The following is an 18,567-nucleotide window of genomic DNA, read 5'->3' on the forward strand; positions in this document are numbered from 1 at the left end:
TGGTAGTATTGGGGGTGGTTCCTCTCAAGAAAATCCACCCTTTTTCAGTTGCTGTACGGCATGATCACAGGCTCTGGCGGTAAAGGCCATATAGGTTAAGCTGGGGTTTTGACAAGCCGAACTCGCCATAAATGATCCATCGGTGATATAGACATTCGGCACCTCGTGCATTTGGTTGTATTTATTCACCACGGAGGTTTTGGGATCTTTACCGATCCTGGCCGTTCCCATTTCGTGAATACAGTGCCCCGGAGGTGGGCTATTATCGTAGGAATTGATATTTTTGGCGCCTGCGGCTTCGAGAATCTGCTCGGCACTTTCGCGCATATCTTTTCTCATATTCTGCTCATTCTCTCGGAACTCACAGTCGATATTCAAAGTAGCAAGCCCATAGACATCGGTTTTATCGCGATTTAGACTGACCATATTATCATAATGAGGAAGCTGTTCGCCAAAGCCATTCAATCCAAAATGCCAATGGGCAGACGGCTCCGTCTGTGCGATTTTGAAGGCCTCACCTACTCCTGCAGGACCGGAAGCTCCACGCCCCCGGCCGCCGCCGCCCTGGTAACCAAAACCTCGTAAATAATCAGCATTGGTGGTTTTAGCATCCAGGTTTCTGAAACGTGGGATATATATGCCATTGGGACGATTGCCATAGGTATATTTATCCTGCATCCCTTCAAAATCCCCCGAGGCTCCCACCCCGTAATGGTGATCCATGAGGTTATGACCTACCTGCTCACTGCCATTTCCCAGACCATTGGGGAAGGCATCCGAAACAGAGTTTAGGAGTATCCATGCGGTCCCCAGCGTGGAAGCATTTAGAAATACTACATCGGCATAATATTCATGATATTCCTTAGTCTCAGAATCCATGATCCTTACCCCTGTAGCTTTCTTCTTGTCCTTATCATATAAGACCTCGGTCACAATAGAATAAGGCCTTAGGGTCATATTCCCTGTCTTCATGGCCGCAGGAAGCGTAGCGGAATTGCTACTAAAATAACCTCCAAAAGGGCATCCTCTAAAGCATAAGTTTCGGTATTGGCAGGGACCCCGACCGTCCAAAGGCACGGTGGCATTGGCCACACGTCCGATAAGCATGGTCCGATCATCAAAATTCTGGCGGATCCGCTCGGCAACGTGCTTCTCCACACAGTTCATTTCCATAGCAGGTAGGAAATGGCTGTCTGGCAACTGAGGTAAGCCGGCCTTTTCGCCAGAGATTCCCACAAATTTCTCTACATAATCGTACCAAGGCTCGATATCTGCATAGCGTACCGGCCAATCCACGCCATGGCCGTCCTTGGCATTGGCTGCAAAATCCATATCACTCCAGCGGTAACACTGGCGCCCCCACATGATGCTTCTTCCTCCCACGTGATTGCCACGCACCCAGTTATAAGGCTTGATTTGGTTGTAGGGATTTTCATTGTCCTTTACCCAAAATTGCTTGGTACCTTCATTAAAAGCATAAATTTGGCTTTGGATGGGATACTCTTCCATATCAGCGCGGGTCTTTCTTCCATGATGGTCAAATTCCCAAGGATTCATATTGGTGGTGGGGTAGTCTTTTATGTGCTTCACATCTCGTCCTCTCTCCAGCACCAAGGTTTTTAATCCTTTTTCACTGAGTTCTTTGGCGGCCCAGCCTCCACTGATTCCTGATCCCACCACGATCGCATCGTAGGTGTTCTCAGCTTTTGCTTTTACGTTTAGGTTCATTATGGTTTTTGTATTTTTAACTTTTCAGTATTCCTCTCAAGGTGGAAGCAGTAAATCATTTTACTCTTCCATAGTTGAAGAAGGAATAATTGATACGTTTTAGGATTTTATTATCTGTCATTAAAATTTGCAAATCGAAAAATTAAACAATTTTTATGGAATTACATACATCAAAACAGAAATTAATACTAGCAATAAGCATCTAAAGCCCATATTTTAGTCAAATTCTACATGGGAGTTTGGACGACGGATCGACTTTGATACGGGAAATCAAAAACTTTCTTATCTTTCCATTTGTGTCAGGCCCATAGCTGCGGAAATATAGATGAAGCCATTATTATTTAAAATTGCCAAAAGCGAAGAACAGTCCGTAAAGGTGCTGGAGGAGGACTACCCTTACTTTTATGACAGCCTGCATTACCATATAGAGACTCAGATCATGGTGATTTTGGAGGGCAGAGGCACCTATTTTATTGGAGATGCCATCGGCAATTTTACGGCTGGAGACATCTTTCTCATTGGCTCCAACTTACCTCATTTCTTCCGAAGTGATCCCAGCTACTATGCCGCAGACTCCTGCCTGCGGGCTAAGAATATTTCTATTCTTTTCGCCTTGGAAAACCTCGGGGAGGCTTTCCTTAACTTACCAGAGGTCTATCCCATCAAAAGCCTCCTCCAAGCGAGCAAGCGAGGCTTGCAAGTCCATGGAAGCAGTCGGGAACGTCTCTTTCGGGCAGCACAGAAAGCCTCTCAGAAGAAAGGCCTGCGCCGCATCCTTCACTTGCTAAAACAGCTGAATCACCTGGTCATGTCGGAGGAAATCACCACGCTCAGCCATATTGTTTTTGAGCCCATGTCCAGTCCTGGCGACACCAAAAAGGTCAATTCGGTGGTTCATTTTATCATGTTGAACTTCAACAAAGATATCAGCCTTGCCGATGCCGCCGATGTGGCAAACCTAAGCACCAATTCCTTTTGTAGGTTCTTTAAGAAACATACCCGCAAGACCTTTTCCCAATTCCTCAATGAAATACGTATTGGCCATGCTTGTAAGCAGCTCATCGAGGAAGCCTATAGCGTAAAAGAGGTGGCATTTGACAGCGGATATTATAACATCTCCTATTTTAACCGTCAGTTTAAACTGATTACTAGCTATACCCCCTCTGAATACCTGAAAGCACATAAGAACACCCGAAATCTGGCTAACTAAGCCTATATCCTCTGATTTAATTTATCTTCATACTGCTGGTATTGGATCTATTCAGCGTCTCATTTCTTTTCTACATACATATAGAATGCGGGATAATATCTTCCCAGCTCATCGATGAGCCTCGCCTCCACATCATACTTGCCTTCACTTATCTCCATCTCAAAACTCACTTCCTCTGCTCCTGCGGTAATTGGGGAGGTTTTTTTGAATCCGGCAAGGCTAAGGTATGCTTCGGCAAAATCACTTTTGGTGGATGCCGGGGCGAGTTGCTCGATGCGGCGATCTGCTTGCTGAGCAGCAAAGGTCTCATTAATACCTAAGCCTGACTCTCTAGGGAATCTTCGCAAGCTAATCTTATAGGTCCCTCCGGACACAAATTCCAACTTCCAAAATCCACTTGCGGTCTCGGGTTTTATAGCCCCAAACTGATGCCAGCCTCTCTTAAGGTCGCCTGTCAGCAGGTCATGCGCCGCTATTCTGGAGGGATTTTCATAGACAGTCCCCACCTTGATATAGGCATAATCTCCGGTATTCTCCTCATTCATAATGGACTCCCACCATTTCTCGTAGCCAAGGGCCATGCGCTCCGCCACCTCAGGATGCTCGGCGATCACATTCTTTTCCTGCTTCAGGTCTGAGGGCATATGGTAAAGCTGATCTCCATTAACCAACCGCCAGTTTTGATCCATTACCGAATAGTCCTTGTATTTCGTAAGGTCAAGGACCCTTTGGGTATCCACATAGAGAAGCCTATTGGGCCAAGTATCGGCTCCATTCCCTTCTAATAGTGGCCTCAAGCTCTGGCCATCCAGTGTCTTTTGGGGATTAAACTTAAGGTCTGCCAGCTCCACCAGCGTGGGCAGGACATCAAAGTGAGCGGTCAGCTGATTGACTTCTTTTCCGCCTTCAATCCCCCTAGCGGGCCATTTGATATAGAATGGCACTCGGTGACCTCCTTCCATCACGGAGCCTTTATGGCCTGACATGCCTGCATCATATACTCTATTTCCTCCAGCAGTACCATTATCTGTCATGAAGATCAGGATGGTATTATCACTGATCTCCAGCTCCTCGAGTTTATTCCGCAATCGACTGAAGTTATCATCTATATTGGTGATCATACCATAAAATCGCTTGGTACCTTCGGACAATTCTGATTCATCTTTATACAAATCCATATACTCCTCCGGCACATTCAGTGGGCCATGTGGTGCATTGGTGGAGATATAACAGAAGAAGGGTTGGTCTTTATTTTTATCAATAAAATCCAAGGCCTCGTCAAAGAATACATCGGTACAATAGCCTTCATAAGCCTGCGGCTGTCCATTATGCCAATAGGTATCGTCAAAGTAATCATTTCCCCAGAAGTCCGGGCCTTGGGTTATTCCTCCGCCACCATGTCGGACCACCTCATGAAATCCCCTATCCATGGGTCTATAGGGATAGTTATCCCCCAAATGCCATTTGCCAAAGTGCCCATTAGTATAGCCATTAGCTGCAAGTATCTCTGGGAGGAGCACCTCGTCCTCAAATAGGATCGATCTACCCGCAATGGTATGATGGACATTGAGCCGGTTGGTATGTCTGCCAGTGAGCAGGGCCCCACGCGAAGGGGCGCAGGTGGTGGATACGTGGAAATCCGTCAGACGAACTGCCTCGGAATAGAACTGGTCGATATTCGGTGTTTTGATATAGGGATTTCCTTCGCAGGAAAGGTCATTTTTGCCCTGATCATCTGTGATCACAATGATAATATTGGGCGCTTGCTGCGCTTGGAGGGAGATACTCCCCAGACATAAACTCAATATTAATAGGAAGATGGTGTTTTTTCTCATATTCATATTATTCAGAAATAATGCTAATGCTTGCTTTTTTGAGCCCCTTGGATTGGGCGGTTAGGGAGATTTCACCCTTCTCTTTTGAGGCCTTCAGGATCGCTAAGCATAGGCCATTAAATGCCTTCCTATTATCGGCTTGAAAAGATGCCGTACTGGTAGGGTCTCCATTTCCGACGGCCTCTAGTCTGCCCACGCCCTCCACTATAAAACTCACCTTATTATCGGCCAAAGGACATACATTACCTTCCTTGTCCAACACCTTAACGGTGATATAGGCTAGGTCCACCCCATCTGCCAAAATCTTCTCTCTATCCACCTCCAAGGCCAGTTGATAGGGTTTTCCTGCGGTGAATATAGACTTTTCGTTTATTTTTTCACCATTCTTGTACCCAATCACTTTTATATTTCCAGCCTCATAGGGCACCATCCAGCTGAGACGATAGGGAGAATCAAAAGATTTGGGTTCATATCGTAAAAAATCCACAATAATATTTGTTTTGTCTTTTCCTTTTACCTTCCTGCCCATCGATTTACCATTGACAAATAATTCTACCTCATCACAATTGGTATAGCAGTAAACCGGGATCTCCTGACCTTCCATTCCCTCCCAGTTCCAGTGTGGCAATACATGAATCATAGGCTTGCTGGTCCACTGACTTTGGTACAGATAAAATCTATCTTTGGGGAAGCCGCTAAGATCCACCGCCCCAAAATACGAGCTGCGTGCGGGCCAATCGGCATTCCAGTAACCATTGGTGGAATTGTCCTTGCCGCCATAGGGGGTCGGCTCTCCCAAATAATCGAAACCAGTCCACATAAACTCACCCATGCTGTGAGGGTTTTGTTCCTGAAAATAAAACTCAATATCAGGTGGGTAAGCCCATGGCGGACCAATAATATCATAACTGGTCACCTGCAAGGACTCATGGGTACTGTACTTCTCTATCGGCAGATGATATACTCCTCGGCTACTGGTCACGCTGGAGGTTTCCGAACCATAAGTTGGCAGATACGGATAGTTTTTACGCACCTCACTGTACATTGAAGGCTTATAGTTCATACCCGCTATGTCCACCTGCTGCGCCATATTATTATCATAGGGTGCTGAATAATAATTGAATCCGGCGGTGGTGGGGCGACTGGGATCCATCTGCACACAGACCTCATGGAGCTGCTTGGCCAGCTTCCATCCGATCTCCTTCTTTCCTTGCTCCAGGATCTCATTGCCTATGCTCCACATCACCACGGAGGGGTGATTACGGTCCCTCCTGATCATATCAGCAAGGTCTATCTCGGACCATTCCTCAAAGAACTTATTATATCCATTGGGTACTTTAGCCAGTTTCCACACATCAAAAGCCTCATCCTGAACCAAAATCCCCATTTCATCGCATAATTCCAGGAGCTCCCGGGAAGGTGGATTATGGCTAGTGCGCACGGCATTTACCCCCATATCTTTCATGATCTGCAGCTTACGCTGAATGGCACGTCGATTGACCGCTGCCCCCAAAGGGCCATTATCATGGTGAAGACAGACCCCCTGAAATCGCAGCTTCTCACTGTTGAGGTAGAAGCCATCCTTATCAAAAGCTATCTCCCGAATGCCAAACTTGGTGGAATAGCGGTCCATCTCCTTCCCTTCCGACCATAGGCTGGTCTCCTGAGTATATAAATGAGGGTTTTCTAAACCCCAGATGGCAGGATTTTCTATTGTTACAAATAAGGCAGAGGTTTGCTCAGTGCCGGCTTTTACGAGGAGCTCTTCCTCGCCCTCGGCCACCTTATTCCCCGAAGGGGCAAAATACTCTTGCTTAACCACAATGGTCTTATCCTCCGAAAATCGATTGATAATGACCGTTTCATTTTGCACTACAGCCTTCTTTGGGCCCACGGTGGGCGTGGTGATATAGGTCCCCCAGTGGTCCACGTGGATCTTCTCATCCATCTTTAGCCAAACCGATCGGTAGATTCCCGCTCCGGGATACCATCTGCTGGACAAGTCCTCGGGGCTAAGCCTTACGGCCACCACATTGGTCCCCTCTCCGAAATTCAGGTATTGGCTGATATCGTATTCAAATCCGATATAGCCATAGGGGCGATTGCCGACAAACTTCCCATTAATATATACATGAGCATTGTACATCGCACCCTCAAACTCTAGGCGGATGACCTTGTCCCGTGCCCCTTTGGGAAGGGTAAACTCCTTCCGATACCAGCCTGTCCCATGGAAAGGGAGGCCGCCAGCCCGAGCATTATATTTCACATCAAAAGGTCCCTCGATGGCCCAATCATGTGGCAAAGTCACCTCTCGCCATTCACTATCATCATATTCCGGAGATTCAGCGCCCTCCGCTTTTTCATTTAAAAACCTCCAACCTTCGTTGAAGTTAAGATCCTGGGCACTTAGCTGAAGCGCATTCGCCAAGACAAAACCAATAAGTAATAAGACTCTTTTCATTTTAGGATTATTGTTATTCAATTGATCCTACAAGTTGTGAGAATTGAAAGGAGAAACTTAATACGAATGTCACGAATCCTACTTCATATGATTATTCCCGCAAAATAATTGATTAAAACAGCCGGTAAAGTACTCTTCTTGTCCTCACCAGTTTCCATTTCTCCCGGATTATATAATTGTTAAAAATAGAGCCGAACATTTCCCTTCTACTTCTCCTGCCTTATAAATACCGATAAACCACAGAATTTTAATAAGCTGACACCTAATTCAAACAGGAATATTCATGAATTAATAATCTTAAAATAACTTAATAAAAATAATTTTGAATCCTTATTTATTATATTTCGAATCCTTGATCTATTTATTAACCATTAGACAAATAGTCGCGGATTCCGATTCACGCCTATAGCCTAATACGAAATAGTATACAGAGGTGAGAAGTTCTCCAATTCTCCTTCCATTTACCATGAATAAAGCGGAGCTATATGGAACAAATCCGCTTTAAATAACCCATTATCAAATGAGAAATTTATCATTATTCGCCTTTATACTTTCCTTCCTTCTGGGAGCCTCTGCATGTGATTCCACTTCCAGCATGGAAGATCCTCTGGTAAGATCTATACAGGTGGATGGAGATCGTTTTGTAGATCATGCAGGCCGAGAGATTATCCTCAGTGGGATCAATCTGGTCAATAAATCTCCTAAGGATAATTATATGCCGCTGGTGGATAAGGATTTTTATAAGAGGCTACAGGAATGGGGTATGAACAGTATTCGCTTAGTTGTGATTTGGGATGGAGTGGAACCTGAGATGGACCAGTTTGACGAAAAATACCTTAAGGAACTGGATAAGCACATCAAGTGGGCAGCAGAATATGGGGTATTTGTCATATTGGATATGCATCAGGATCTGTTCAGCGCCAAATATTCCGATGGAGCTCCTCGCTGGGCGACTTTAGATGAGGGGCTAGAGCATTATAAAGGGGAGGTCTGGAGCGATTCTTACCTGATAAGTCCCGCGGTACAGGGGGCATTTGATAATTTCTGGCAAAATAAACCTGCTGCGGATGGCAAAGGTCTCCAAGACCATTACGCTGAGATGTGGAAAATGCTGGCTGAGAGGTATAAGAACCAGAGTAATGTCATTGGCTACGACCTGATGAATGAGCCTTTTCCCGGGTCCATTGCCCAGCAGGCCATGCCAGCCTTGCTAACTGCTTATGGAGAACTGCATGCCAAAAAAACAGGAATTATACTGGGTGAGGAAGAGCTAATGGGCATCTGGTCTGAGCCATCTTCCAGAAATGAAGCGCTACAGAAATTGGACAATGCGGCGGATTTTGGCTCGGTGATCCAAGCGCTAAGCCCGCTCACCTCAGCATTTGAAAAGGAGCGCTTGCAGCCTTTTTATCAGAAAGTGGCGCAGGCCATTCGGGAGGTGGACGAGCAAAAAATCATTTTCTTAGAACATACTTATTTTGGTAATATGGGGGTGGCAAGCAGCATTCAGCGGACCACCTTGCCTAATGGGAAGCCTGATCCGCAGGTAGCCTATGCTCCTCATGCTTACGATCTGGTGGTGGATACTGAATTCTCCTCAGAAACCTCCTCAAGCAGGGTGGATTATATCCTCCAGGTAATATCCGAGACCGCCAAAAAACTCCAAATGCCCGTGTGGCTAGGAGAATGGGGCGCTTATTATGGCGGGGGAAATAATATGGTACCTGTAGCACAACATGCGATCACACAAATCGAAAAGTATAATTTCTCCCATGCCTATTGGTCTTATGAAAATGGGCTGGAAAACCGTCCTTACTTCCTTCAGTCACTCCAAAGGCCCTATCCTTTTGCGATTAATGGGGAACTCAAAAACTATCATTGGAAGCCTGACACGAATGAATTTGAGATGACATGGCAGGAAAACCCCAGCCTCAAAGCAAGCACCTTAATTTTCTTCCCAGACCTCAGTGGTCTTAGCGAGGAGGAATTGAAGGTGGTAAATGGCAAGCTCATCACCCATGAGAATTCCAATTCGGGCTGGGTGGAAATCCCCGCTAATGGAAAACTGAGGAAGATCACCTGGCAACTGGACTAAAAACGAATGGGAAATGAATCAAATGCGCCTGCACCAGCAAGCTTCTTTGACTATTCTTTCTTTTATTACTACCCTAAAACCTACCCCCCAATTAGGGAGATTTCCATTTATATCCTTATAAATTGGATCATAATCATTATTTCAGGCTCATCATGAAGCCTTTTTGGCTGTTGTGGAATAAAAAACAGAGAAAAGTACCAACCTTAGCCTCCAAATACCGTAGTTGCTAAGGAGACAGCCTGAAATCATGAAATCCATTCCCAAAGCAAAAAGCACCGCACATCGAACTCGCCTTAGCACTAAGGTCAGTTCTCCTGTATGCTATTTGGAGGACGATGAGATACAATCTGATTATAGGCTAGATCTTCCCAAACCCGCAAAAAATACTCGGTCACTAGGCCACAGCTCCAAAAGCTAAGGCGCATTTTTTCAAATTATATGACCGATAAAACCACGATATTCATTAGAATTCAGGCTTCAGGCTACCTGTCTGCGAGAGGTAAATCTGTGTGCTTTTTTCATAATAAGGCTTTTATCAAGTTGCTCTCCTCAATTTGATACCGGGATTGTGGAGAGCTTCTGAAAGCGAGTAAATTCAGAACTATTTTTGGCTGATCCTCCGCACCGGTAATTCCTCTTTTATCTACAATCGAATTGTAATACTTATGAAAGCTATACTAAAAAAATCAGATTATCATACCATCAGAAGTATCATCCAAAGTGGTCAGTCTAATGGTCAACAAATTGACCTAAAGCAGTTACTGACAGAACTTGGCAACTGTGAAGTGGTGGCAGACGAACTAGTACCTACAGATGTGGTCTGTATCGGCTCCTCGGTGGAAGTGCTGGATATGGAAAAGAATAATATCATCAAGGCGACGATCGTCATGCCAGACAAGTCCAATCTTAAAGAAAACAAAGTCTCCTTATTGGCTCCATTCTCTGTGGCCTTGATAGGCTTCAAGGAAGGGCGTGAAATCGAATGGCAGATGCCTGCTGGAAAACGCAAACTTAAAATCCTCAAGGTCAACTAATATTAAGCTAGAAAAAACACCCCTATCGCTAAGAATCTATGGGGCAAGGAATAGATCGTAAAGACCTGTTCCTTGTCCCATTTATTATGGCCTCAGGCCTTACAAGCTATTTTCAATAGACCAATCTTCGGCAATACCTACGCATTTTGGTGGAAAATATTATTTTGGAGCCAAATAAATTGAATTCATTCTGACTAAGCCTTCCATACTTATGATTTCTTCCTTATTTTGCTACATAATAAATGCAAAAACCAAAGAAGACCATATTTCCTCTTTCAGTAAGGCGACTCTTATTGCTGGTAATCCTGCTTACTATACCAGGGTTTTTTGGCTATGCTCAACATAAAATCCACCTTCATCAGCTGCCGACTGAGGGACTTTCTGATCCGGGCATCACGGCCATTTACCAGGATCACCAGGGTTTTTTGTGGCTGGGAACACAGCATGGGCTCAACCGATTTGATGGATATGACTATTTGGTATATAATCACTCAGGAGAAGACGCCAGTTCTCTATCCAGTAATCAGATCAATACCATCATAGAAGATAGCCAAAACAGGCTGTGGATCGGCACTAAATATGGTCTTAATGTATTTGACCGGCAAACTAAAACCTTCAAGAAATACTTACCTGCTACGGATAAGCCTCATGCTATCCCCGGCAAAAACATCAAGGTGCTATTTGTGGATCATCAAAACAATCTATGGATAGGCACCAATGAGGGGCTGGCGAAATTCCGGGAAGAAACGGATGATTTCCTGGTCTATAAAAATCTGCCAAATGAACCTAATGGGCTTTCGGGAAATGATATTAATACCTTGGTAGAGGACCACCTACATCGCCTATGGATAGGGACAAACTATGCGGGTATCAGCCTGCTAAACCCTGAAACTGGTCAGTTTCGGAGTTTCATGAACCAAAACAACAACCCTTATAGCCTTAGTGGAAACACTGTAATCTCAATCTTTGAGGACAGCTATCAAAACATATGGGTGGGCACCTTGCAGGAAGGTCTGAATAAATATGATACAGAAACAAACCAATTTAAGCGATACCTTAGCAATGATTCCAAGCAGTCTATAGCGACCAATTCCATCTATTCTATTTCGGAGGATATGGACAGGAAGCTCGTCGTGGGAGGCATGCAGGGAGGCATGAGCATCTATAATCGCCAATCAGACACCTTCATTCGCTATACCACCAAGGGGCATATCAACCACCGAGGCAATACCGCCAGCGTACTGACCGACTATATGAATGAGGACAAACAACTGCTGATCGCAACCAGCAATGGTGGAGTCACTATATATGACAATTTCCCCTCACAAATCAATGCCTACCAGTCCATTCCAGGAAGCAGCAATAGCCTCAGCATTAACCATATCTCAAGTCTTATCGAAGATCAGGGGAATTCTCTATGGATCGGAACTGACGGAGGAGGGCTAAATCACCTTGACCTGCAAACAGGGGAATTTGTCCATTACCTCAAAAACTCCCAAAAGGGAGCCCTTCCAGATAATACCATTCTGGATATAGAGCCACTGGCCGAGGCCAACCAATACCTTCTTCTCACCCAGCTTCATGGCTTGGTTTTATTTGATAAGAACTCTAAAACATTTGAGGCACTGCCGGTAATGGAGGGGTTTAAGCCAGAAACTTTTCAGCGCATTAACCGACTTCAGGATGGCCGCATGCTGCTCTATGGCAAACATCACTATGCGATCTACTCTCCTCAGGAAAATAAGACTTTGATCGCTTCTGAGCCCCTGCCCTACCAACTTACGACCTATATCCAGGGCCCCGAAGGACAGGCCTATTTTGGAACTGATGAGGGGCTAATGGCGCTCCGCCTACCCGATAAAACTAACTTCCATAGCGCCGGAAAGCTTAGTCCTATCCCATCGGCAAGGCTGCCTATTAATTCACTAGCTACAGACCCCACTGGAAAACTGCTAATTGGCACGAATGATGGCCAGATCTTCCATTTTGACCAAAATGAACTCCGCCCACTCACCAATTCTATGATGGGTCAAAGTCCAATAACTAATTTGCTAGTCAGCAAAGACAAACTATGGGCCACCAATAGTAGCGGAATCTGGGTAAATGGCTATTCGGATATGATGGAAGCTGCGGGAGACCAGTGGAAGCTCTATAATAAGCAGGATGGTCTGGCAGGCAATGTATCCAAAGCGGGAACTTTAGCCCTCGGCCTCCACGGTAATCTTTACCTAGGCAGTATCGAAGGCTTGAGCATCTTCCACCCTGATAGCTTACTGACCAACCCTATTGCGCCGCAGGCGATCATTACCAGCATCGAATCCCCCTCAAAAGAGCTAAATAAAAGCTGGGCACAAACTGATCTAAATACCATCCAGAAAATTCAGCTCGACCCCAGGCAGGCCTCTATAAAATTCACCTTTGCCTCCTCTAACTTCATAAAATCCTCCAAGAACAAATACAAGTATAGGCTTCTAGGCAAGGATGAAGAGTGGCAGGTAAGTCAGCAGCGTAGCGCCTCCTATACGAATCTTCCTCCTGGCAACTATACCCTTCAGCTCCTTGCGAGCAATAATGATGGTGTCTGGGCCAGCTCACCGAAGACCATATCGGTCACAGTGCCTCCCCTACCATTAATTTTCTGGTATTGGTCGCTACCTATAGCCCTCATAAGTCTATCGATCGGATATCTATTATGGTTTAGATATAGGAAATCAGGACAAACCAGGGCTATGATCCCTGAAGACAAGGTGGAAATCGCAGAGAAAAAGGTAAAAACAGACCCCTTCTTTGAGGAAATAGATAGGATAATATTGGATAACTTAGAAAATGAATCTTTTGATAATAAAGCCCTCTGCACTGCCATGGGTATGAGTAGAGCACAGCTATATCGGAAATTCAAAGAAAATTCAGCCCTTACCCTTTCGGCTCATATCAAGAAGGTGAAGCTGATCCATGCCTCTAAGCTCCTAAGAACTACCTCGCTCTCCGTCTCAGAAGCGGCAAGCCAATCTGGGTTTAAGAATATTTCTCATTTTTCGAAGTCCTTCCAACAGGAATTTAATATGACACCATCGGTTTATGCTACCTCTTTCCGGGAGCTGGCATATGATACGCTTTAAGAAGGAATAACTATAAAGCAGGATTAAATAGTGAAAAATTAGCAATCAATAATTGCAAGCTTTTCCATATTAAATCCAAAGTCAGCACAATTTGAGTATATTGAAGAAATTGAAACTTATATTTATTCAAATTTTAATAGTAAATTATACCTAATATCATTTCTAATAATCTAATAGTTACAGCAATTTATGGCTGAAGCGTCTGAAGTGTATAAGCAAATTTTTGATTTAAATCCATTTCCAATGTGGATTTACGACTTGGAGACCTTGAATTTCCTGCGAGTCAACCAGGAGGCTATCCATCATTATGGCTATAGCGAGGAAGAATTTTTGTCGATGACAATCAAGGACATCCGCCCTTCCTCAGAGATCGAGAAACTCCTCCGAGCGGTGGGTAAGGTAAGGAGACGTGAAGCTACTGACTACGACCATCTCTATGTCCATCGCAAAAAAGATGGCACCATCATCCATGTCAAAATCAAAAGTCGGCCTGTCACCTTTGAAGGAAAGGATGCTGAATTGGTCACAGCCATTGATCTAAGTGATGTATATACCAGTCAGCAGAGTGCCTTAAGGGAAAAAAACTATTTAGAAATTATTGATCGGGTAAACCTAATCGTGAATGACCTGCAGAGAGTGTACAGACCTTTGGAGGCCTTTTATGCCGCAGCAGAATTTGTAGGGAAGAAATTAAATCTACACAGTATCTCCTTGAATTACCCGATACTATTTGGAGATATAAAAAAATGGACCTCCATAGAAGACGGTAGTCCCGAGGAGCAAAACTCCAGTACGACTTTTGAGACACCGCTTATTGGCTTGCTGCAAGATTATAAAAGTCCCAGATGTCTATTTTTGGAGGAGATCAAGGAACCCATCCTGAGAAATTACCTTGAACAGCAGCAGCTAAGCTCTATTGTCATTATGCCTTTGGACAAAGACCCGGAAAGACAAGGTTTTTTGTTGGTGGAAGTCCGTGATTCCTCCCGCCAGTGGAATAGTCAGGAGATAAAGCTTATCGTGTCTATCGGCGGAATTCTGGAGAATATGCTGATGCAGGATGTAAAGCGAAAGAAACTGCTGGAAAGCGAAATGCAGTTTAAAACCATGGTCCAGGAAGGCACCGACTTAATCGCCATAATTGATGCTCAGGGGGAATACAAATATGTAAGCCCTACTTCTGGCAATGTATTAGGAATAGAGCCTGAGCAATTTATCGGCAGGAATGCGTTTTCATTTATTCATCCAGACGATGCCGAAGCGCTTTTACCCTATTTGGAATCTGCTGCTCAGCAGCCACGCATCACCTTGCCCAAATATAGATTTGTGGGCAATGATGGCGAGTACAGATGGCTGCATACTATCCTCACTAACCAACTAGGCACCTCCCCAATTCATGGGATTATCGCAAACTCCTGGGACATCACTGAGCAGGTGGAGATTGCTGAGAGACAGGAAATATTAACCGAAATCACACGCTTTCTTATTGAGGAAAAGACCGTCCATGTGATCCTACAGAAAGTATCGCATAGTCTTTCGAAGCTAAATGGAATAAAGAATCTTAGCTTATGGATCAATGCCATGGATCGATCAAAGCTATTCCATATTGCCTCCACCGAGATGAGTATGGCCACCAGTTTACCCTACGATCATTGGAGTCAGGTCATCGCCAGGGAAGTCGGCGTAGTGCAGAAGCCTGTCCGATGGACCAGCCAAAAACTAAGTCAGCGGTTTCCCGAATTCAACAATAAGTCCGGAAAATCCTTCGAAAACCTGTTGGGGTTTCCACTTATGGTCAAGGATGAAGTAATAGGTGTGATACTGGTCACCTCCCAATTGTCCTTCGATAAGCTTGAGAAAACCGCTCGGAATTTGGGTATCATAGCAGATCAGATCAGCCCATATATACGCCAAAAGATCACCAAAGATACTTTTCGTGGTTTTTTTGAGAACTCCCCAGACTTTCAATGCATACTTAATTTTGACCTGGGCTTCATCAAAGCCAATAAGGCTTTTTCGAAAAACCTTCAGTATTCAACGGAATACCTGAATCAAAAATCCTTCCTGAATCTTGTTCCTGAAGATGAGAGAGAAAGGTGCAAGGATTTTTTTTCAAAGATATTAAGAAACCGTAGTCCTAGTGAATTAGAATGTAATATCCTCAATAATAATGGTGAGAAAATACCCCTATTGATCAATAGCATTATTCCACCGGAGCAGGACGTTATCTTCGTGATGGCAAAGAATATTAATGCTCTAAAGACGATAGAAATAAGGCTTCAACTGGCTTTCAACCAATTGAAGCGGGCTCAGAAAATAGCCAAACTGGGGTATTGGCACCGCAAGCTAGATCAGGATATATCCACATGGAGTGATAGCACCTATGCCATCTATGGGCAGGACAGGCTGAATTTTATTCCTACCATAAAGAATATCATAAACTTATTTCACCCGGAGGACCGCCATCTCTTTAGCCCCAAAACCGGGGATAATATCCCTTCTCAAATGCTCAAATCCTATGAGCATCGCATCCTGATTCCAGGTGGGTCCATCAAGTGGATACGTCAAGAAATACGTTGGCTATTGAATGAAAAGGGCCTGCCTTATATGATAGAAGGGACTATACAGGATATCTCAGACACCAAAGTCCACGAGCAGGAACTTCTGCTCAGCAACGAGCGGTTCAATCTGGCATTTAAGGCCAGCAATGAGATGATCTGGGAACTTGATTTTACTACAGAGACCATTATTCGCGGCACTGCCTATCTCAAGAAGTTCCCTTATGAAACGAGCGAACCCTTCAGCTCCACCAATTCCTGGAACCAATTGATAGCTAAAGAAGATCAAAAAAGGATATGGGAGTCACTACAGAAAGTATTGAGCACTCCTGAGGAAAATTATTGGAAAGATGAGTATAAGATTATTTTAGATGACGAGGATATTGCCTATGTGGTGGATCGGTGCTATATTATTAAAGATGAGGACGGTAAGCCTCTTAAGGCCGTTGGGAGCGTGTTGGATGTGACGGAATCCCGGAAATACCTCGAAAAAATCAAAACCCATAATAAGCAACTCAAAGAAATTAGCTGGATTCAATCCCATGAATTTCGCGCTCCAATTGCACGGATTCAGGGACTCCTTAATATGGTCAAATGGTACGATTGCAATGATAAGTCCTACCCAGAGGTATTGGACATGATCGAAAAATCAGTAAATGAGCTTGACCTAATTGTTCATAAAATCACACAAAAAGCTGAAATTATAAAATAGTGAATCATGGGAACACCAATGGTACTTTTAATCGACGATGATGAAATCAATAACTATGTCAATAGCAGTATTCTGCATAAGGAATTTCCACATCTTGAGATAAAACAGTTTACTTCCGCAGAAGAGGCCTTGGCACATATCCTCAGCAATGCCGATATACCTTATTATATTTTTTTGGATATTAATATGCCACTGATGAACGGATGGGAATTTCTGGATGAATTGGATAAGCTGGACATCATCCTCAACCTTACTATTTTTATGCTTACCTCCTCCATCGATCAAGCCGATAGAGACCGGGTAAAGACCTATTCCAGAGTCAACCAGTTTTTGGTCAAGCCACTTCAACGGACATTTGTTCAATCCTTATTTAATAAATAATCCTTTCCCTATTGGTGGGGCACCGCGCATTAAGAATTCGGTTTCCGAATCAAAAAAACCTAAAGATTTAAAAGTTTACACCCTGCATTCCTATACCTTTTGAAAGATTCAACTCCCTAATAAACCTAAGGTTTGAAAGGGGAATTATATTAAACCCTAAGGCTAATGAAGGAGGTCGAGGAGCAATTTCAAGAAGCTGATCTCTCATTTTTTAAATATAGTTCTCAGAAATCAGCCCTCCACCACTAGGAAGAACAAAGGCATCATTTTAGAATAATCTTTTACAAATCAGGGTTTGAGACGAATACACAAGGGTTTGAGACGCTCAGAACAATGCTTTCGTATTTTTTATTCCAATTTTAGGAGGTAGAATTTATTCAATTAACAAATCAACTCTTGATGAACCGAAGAACATTTACAAAAGCGAGCTTACTTGGCTGTGGAGCATTGGCGATCCCAAATATTAATTTTGGAAAAGAAAGAACTGCCGATGAGCTAATCATTGGTCACGGGGATTTCCAGTATAAGGTACAAAAAGACTGGGGTACTCAATCTCCAAATGCCTTCCCAGTAAAGGATTGTCATGAGATGGTAGAAGACGCCAAGGGTCGCTTGATACTCTTGACCAATGAAACCCGAAACAATGTTTTAATCTATGATAAGTCGGGCAAAGTCCTTTCGACCTGGGGTCATGATTTCCCGGGAGCTCATGGACTTACCCTTCACCAGGAAGGAGAAGAGGAATTTTTATATATCACGGACACGGAAAAGGGTCAGGTATATAAGACCACTATGGGTGGAAAAATAGTAATGACATTGGACTACCCCAAAGAATCCGGGGTATATAGTCAGGGAAGCGAATACCATCCTACAGAAACGGCGATAGGCCCGAATGGTGATATTTATGTGGCTGATGGCTATGGTAAAAGTTATGTGATTCAATACTCTCCAAAGGGGGAATACATCCGTCATTTCGCTGGGCAAGGCGAAGCGGATTACCAGCTTAAGCAGGCCCATGGGATCTGTCTTGATACGCGTAAGGCGGAGCCCGAATTATTAGTTACTTCCCGAGCGGCTCAGGAATTTAAGCGTTTCTCTCTGGATGGGAAGCATTTAGAAACGATTGCCACCCCGGGATGCTGGATTTGCCGTCCTGTAATTCAGGGTAACAATCTATATTTTGCAGTCATTGTCACTAAGACCTGGGACGCTTTTGATGGCTTGGTCATTGTGATGGACGAAAATAATAAGGTAATCTCCGCTCCGGGAGGTTCTGCACCTAGCTATATCGATGGGCAGCTACAGGAAATCGCCTACGATGGAAGCACTTTTTTAAATCCCCATGATGTCTGTATTGACAGAGACCAGAACATTTATGTTCCGCAATGGGCTTCCAACAAAACCTATCCTGTAAAATTAGAGCGAATATAAATT

General features: G+C 44.1%; 10 protein-coding genes. 7 read left to right on the plus strand and 3 right to left on the minus strand.

Annotated features, from left to right (window positions below; genetic code table 11):
• Positions 1-24: 24 nt before the first annotated feature.
• Complete coding sequence (locus tag B050_RS0110195) at positions 25-1,728, minus strand: GMC oxidoreductase (protein WP_018473818.1); 1,704 nt, start codon at positions 1,726-1,728, stop codon at positions 25-27.
• Positions 1,729-2,053: 325 nt separating this feature from the next.
• Between B050_RS0110195 and B050_RS0110200 the strand changes: the two genes are divergently transcribed.
• Entirely contained in the window at positions 2,054-2,938 is an 885-nt protein-coding gene (locus B050_RS0110200; protein ID WP_018473819.1) for an AraC family transcriptional regulator, read from the plus strand.
• A gap of 59 nt (positions 2,939-2,997) precedes the next feature.
• Here the strand turns inward: B050_RS0110200 and B050_RS0110205 are convergent, their stop codons facing one another.
• Together B050_RS0110205 and B050_RS0110210 are read right to left on the minus strand one after the other, a co-directional pair.
• Entirely contained in the window at positions 2,998-4,773 is a 1,776-nt protein-coding gene (locus B050_RS0110205; protein WP_240473669.1) for an arylsulfatase, read from the minus strand.
• Between the two features lie 7 nt (positions 4,774-4,780).
• The gene (locus B050_RS0110210) at positions 4,781-7,234 is read right to left on the minus strand and encodes a glycoside hydrolase family 2 TIM barrel-domain containing protein (RefSeq protein ID WP_018473821.1); all 2,454 of its coding nucleotides are present in this window, start codon (positions 7,232-7,234) and stop codon (positions 4,781-4,783) included.
• 520 nt (positions 7,235-7,754) lie between these two features.
• Here B050_RS0110210 and B050_RS22245 point away from each other — a divergent pair.
• The 6 genes from B050_RS22245 (at position 7,755) to B050_RS0110240 (ending at position 18,564) form a co-directional block, all read left to right on the plus strand.
• Positions 7,755-9,329 (plus strand): cellulase family glycosylhydrolase, encoded by a 1,575-nt coding sequence (locus B050_RS22245; protein WP_018473822.1) that lies wholly within the window; start codon positions 7,755-7,757, stop codon positions 9,327-9,329.
• A gap of 665 nt (positions 9,330-9,994) precedes the next feature.
• On the plus strand, positions 9,995-10,363 hold the full coding sequence (locus B050_RS0110220) for a GreA/GreB family elongation factor (RefSeq protein WP_018473823.1): 369 nt from the start codon (positions 9,995-9,997) through the stop codon (positions 10,361-10,363).
• A gap of 242 nt (positions 10,364-10,605) precedes the next feature.
• Positions 10,606-13,482, plus strand: a complete 2,877-nt coding sequence (locus B050_RS0110225; protein ID WP_018473824.1) for a two-component regulator propeller domain-containing protein — start codon at positions 10,606-10,608, stop codon at positions 13,480-13,482.
• Between the two features lie 243 nt (positions 13,483-13,725).
• Positions 13,726-16,752, plus strand: a complete 3,027-nt coding sequence (locus B050_RS0110230) for a PAS domain-containing protein (protein WP_229802500.1) — start codon at positions 13,726-13,728, stop codon at positions 16,750-16,752.
• A 6-nt stretch (positions 16,753-16,758) separates the two neighbouring features.
• Positions 16,759-17,133, plus strand: a complete 375-nt coding sequence (locus B050_RS22250) for a response regulator (RefSeq protein ID WP_044202231.1) — start codon at positions 16,759-16,761, stop codon at positions 17,131-17,133.
• Positions 17,134-17,532: 399 nt separating this feature from the next.
• Positions 17,533-18,564, plus strand: coding sequence for an NHL repeat-containing protein (locus B050_RS0110240; RefSeq protein ID WP_018473827.1), 1,032 nt, complete (start codon positions 17,533-17,535; stop codon positions 18,562-18,564).
• The last annotated feature ends 3 nt before the right edge of the window (positions 18,565-18,567 follow it).

Source organism: Echinicola pacifica DSM 19836, from assembly GCF_000373245.1.
Lineage (GTDB): Bacteria > Bacteroidota > Bacteroidia > Cytophagales > Cyclobacteriaceae > Echinicola > Echinicola pacifica.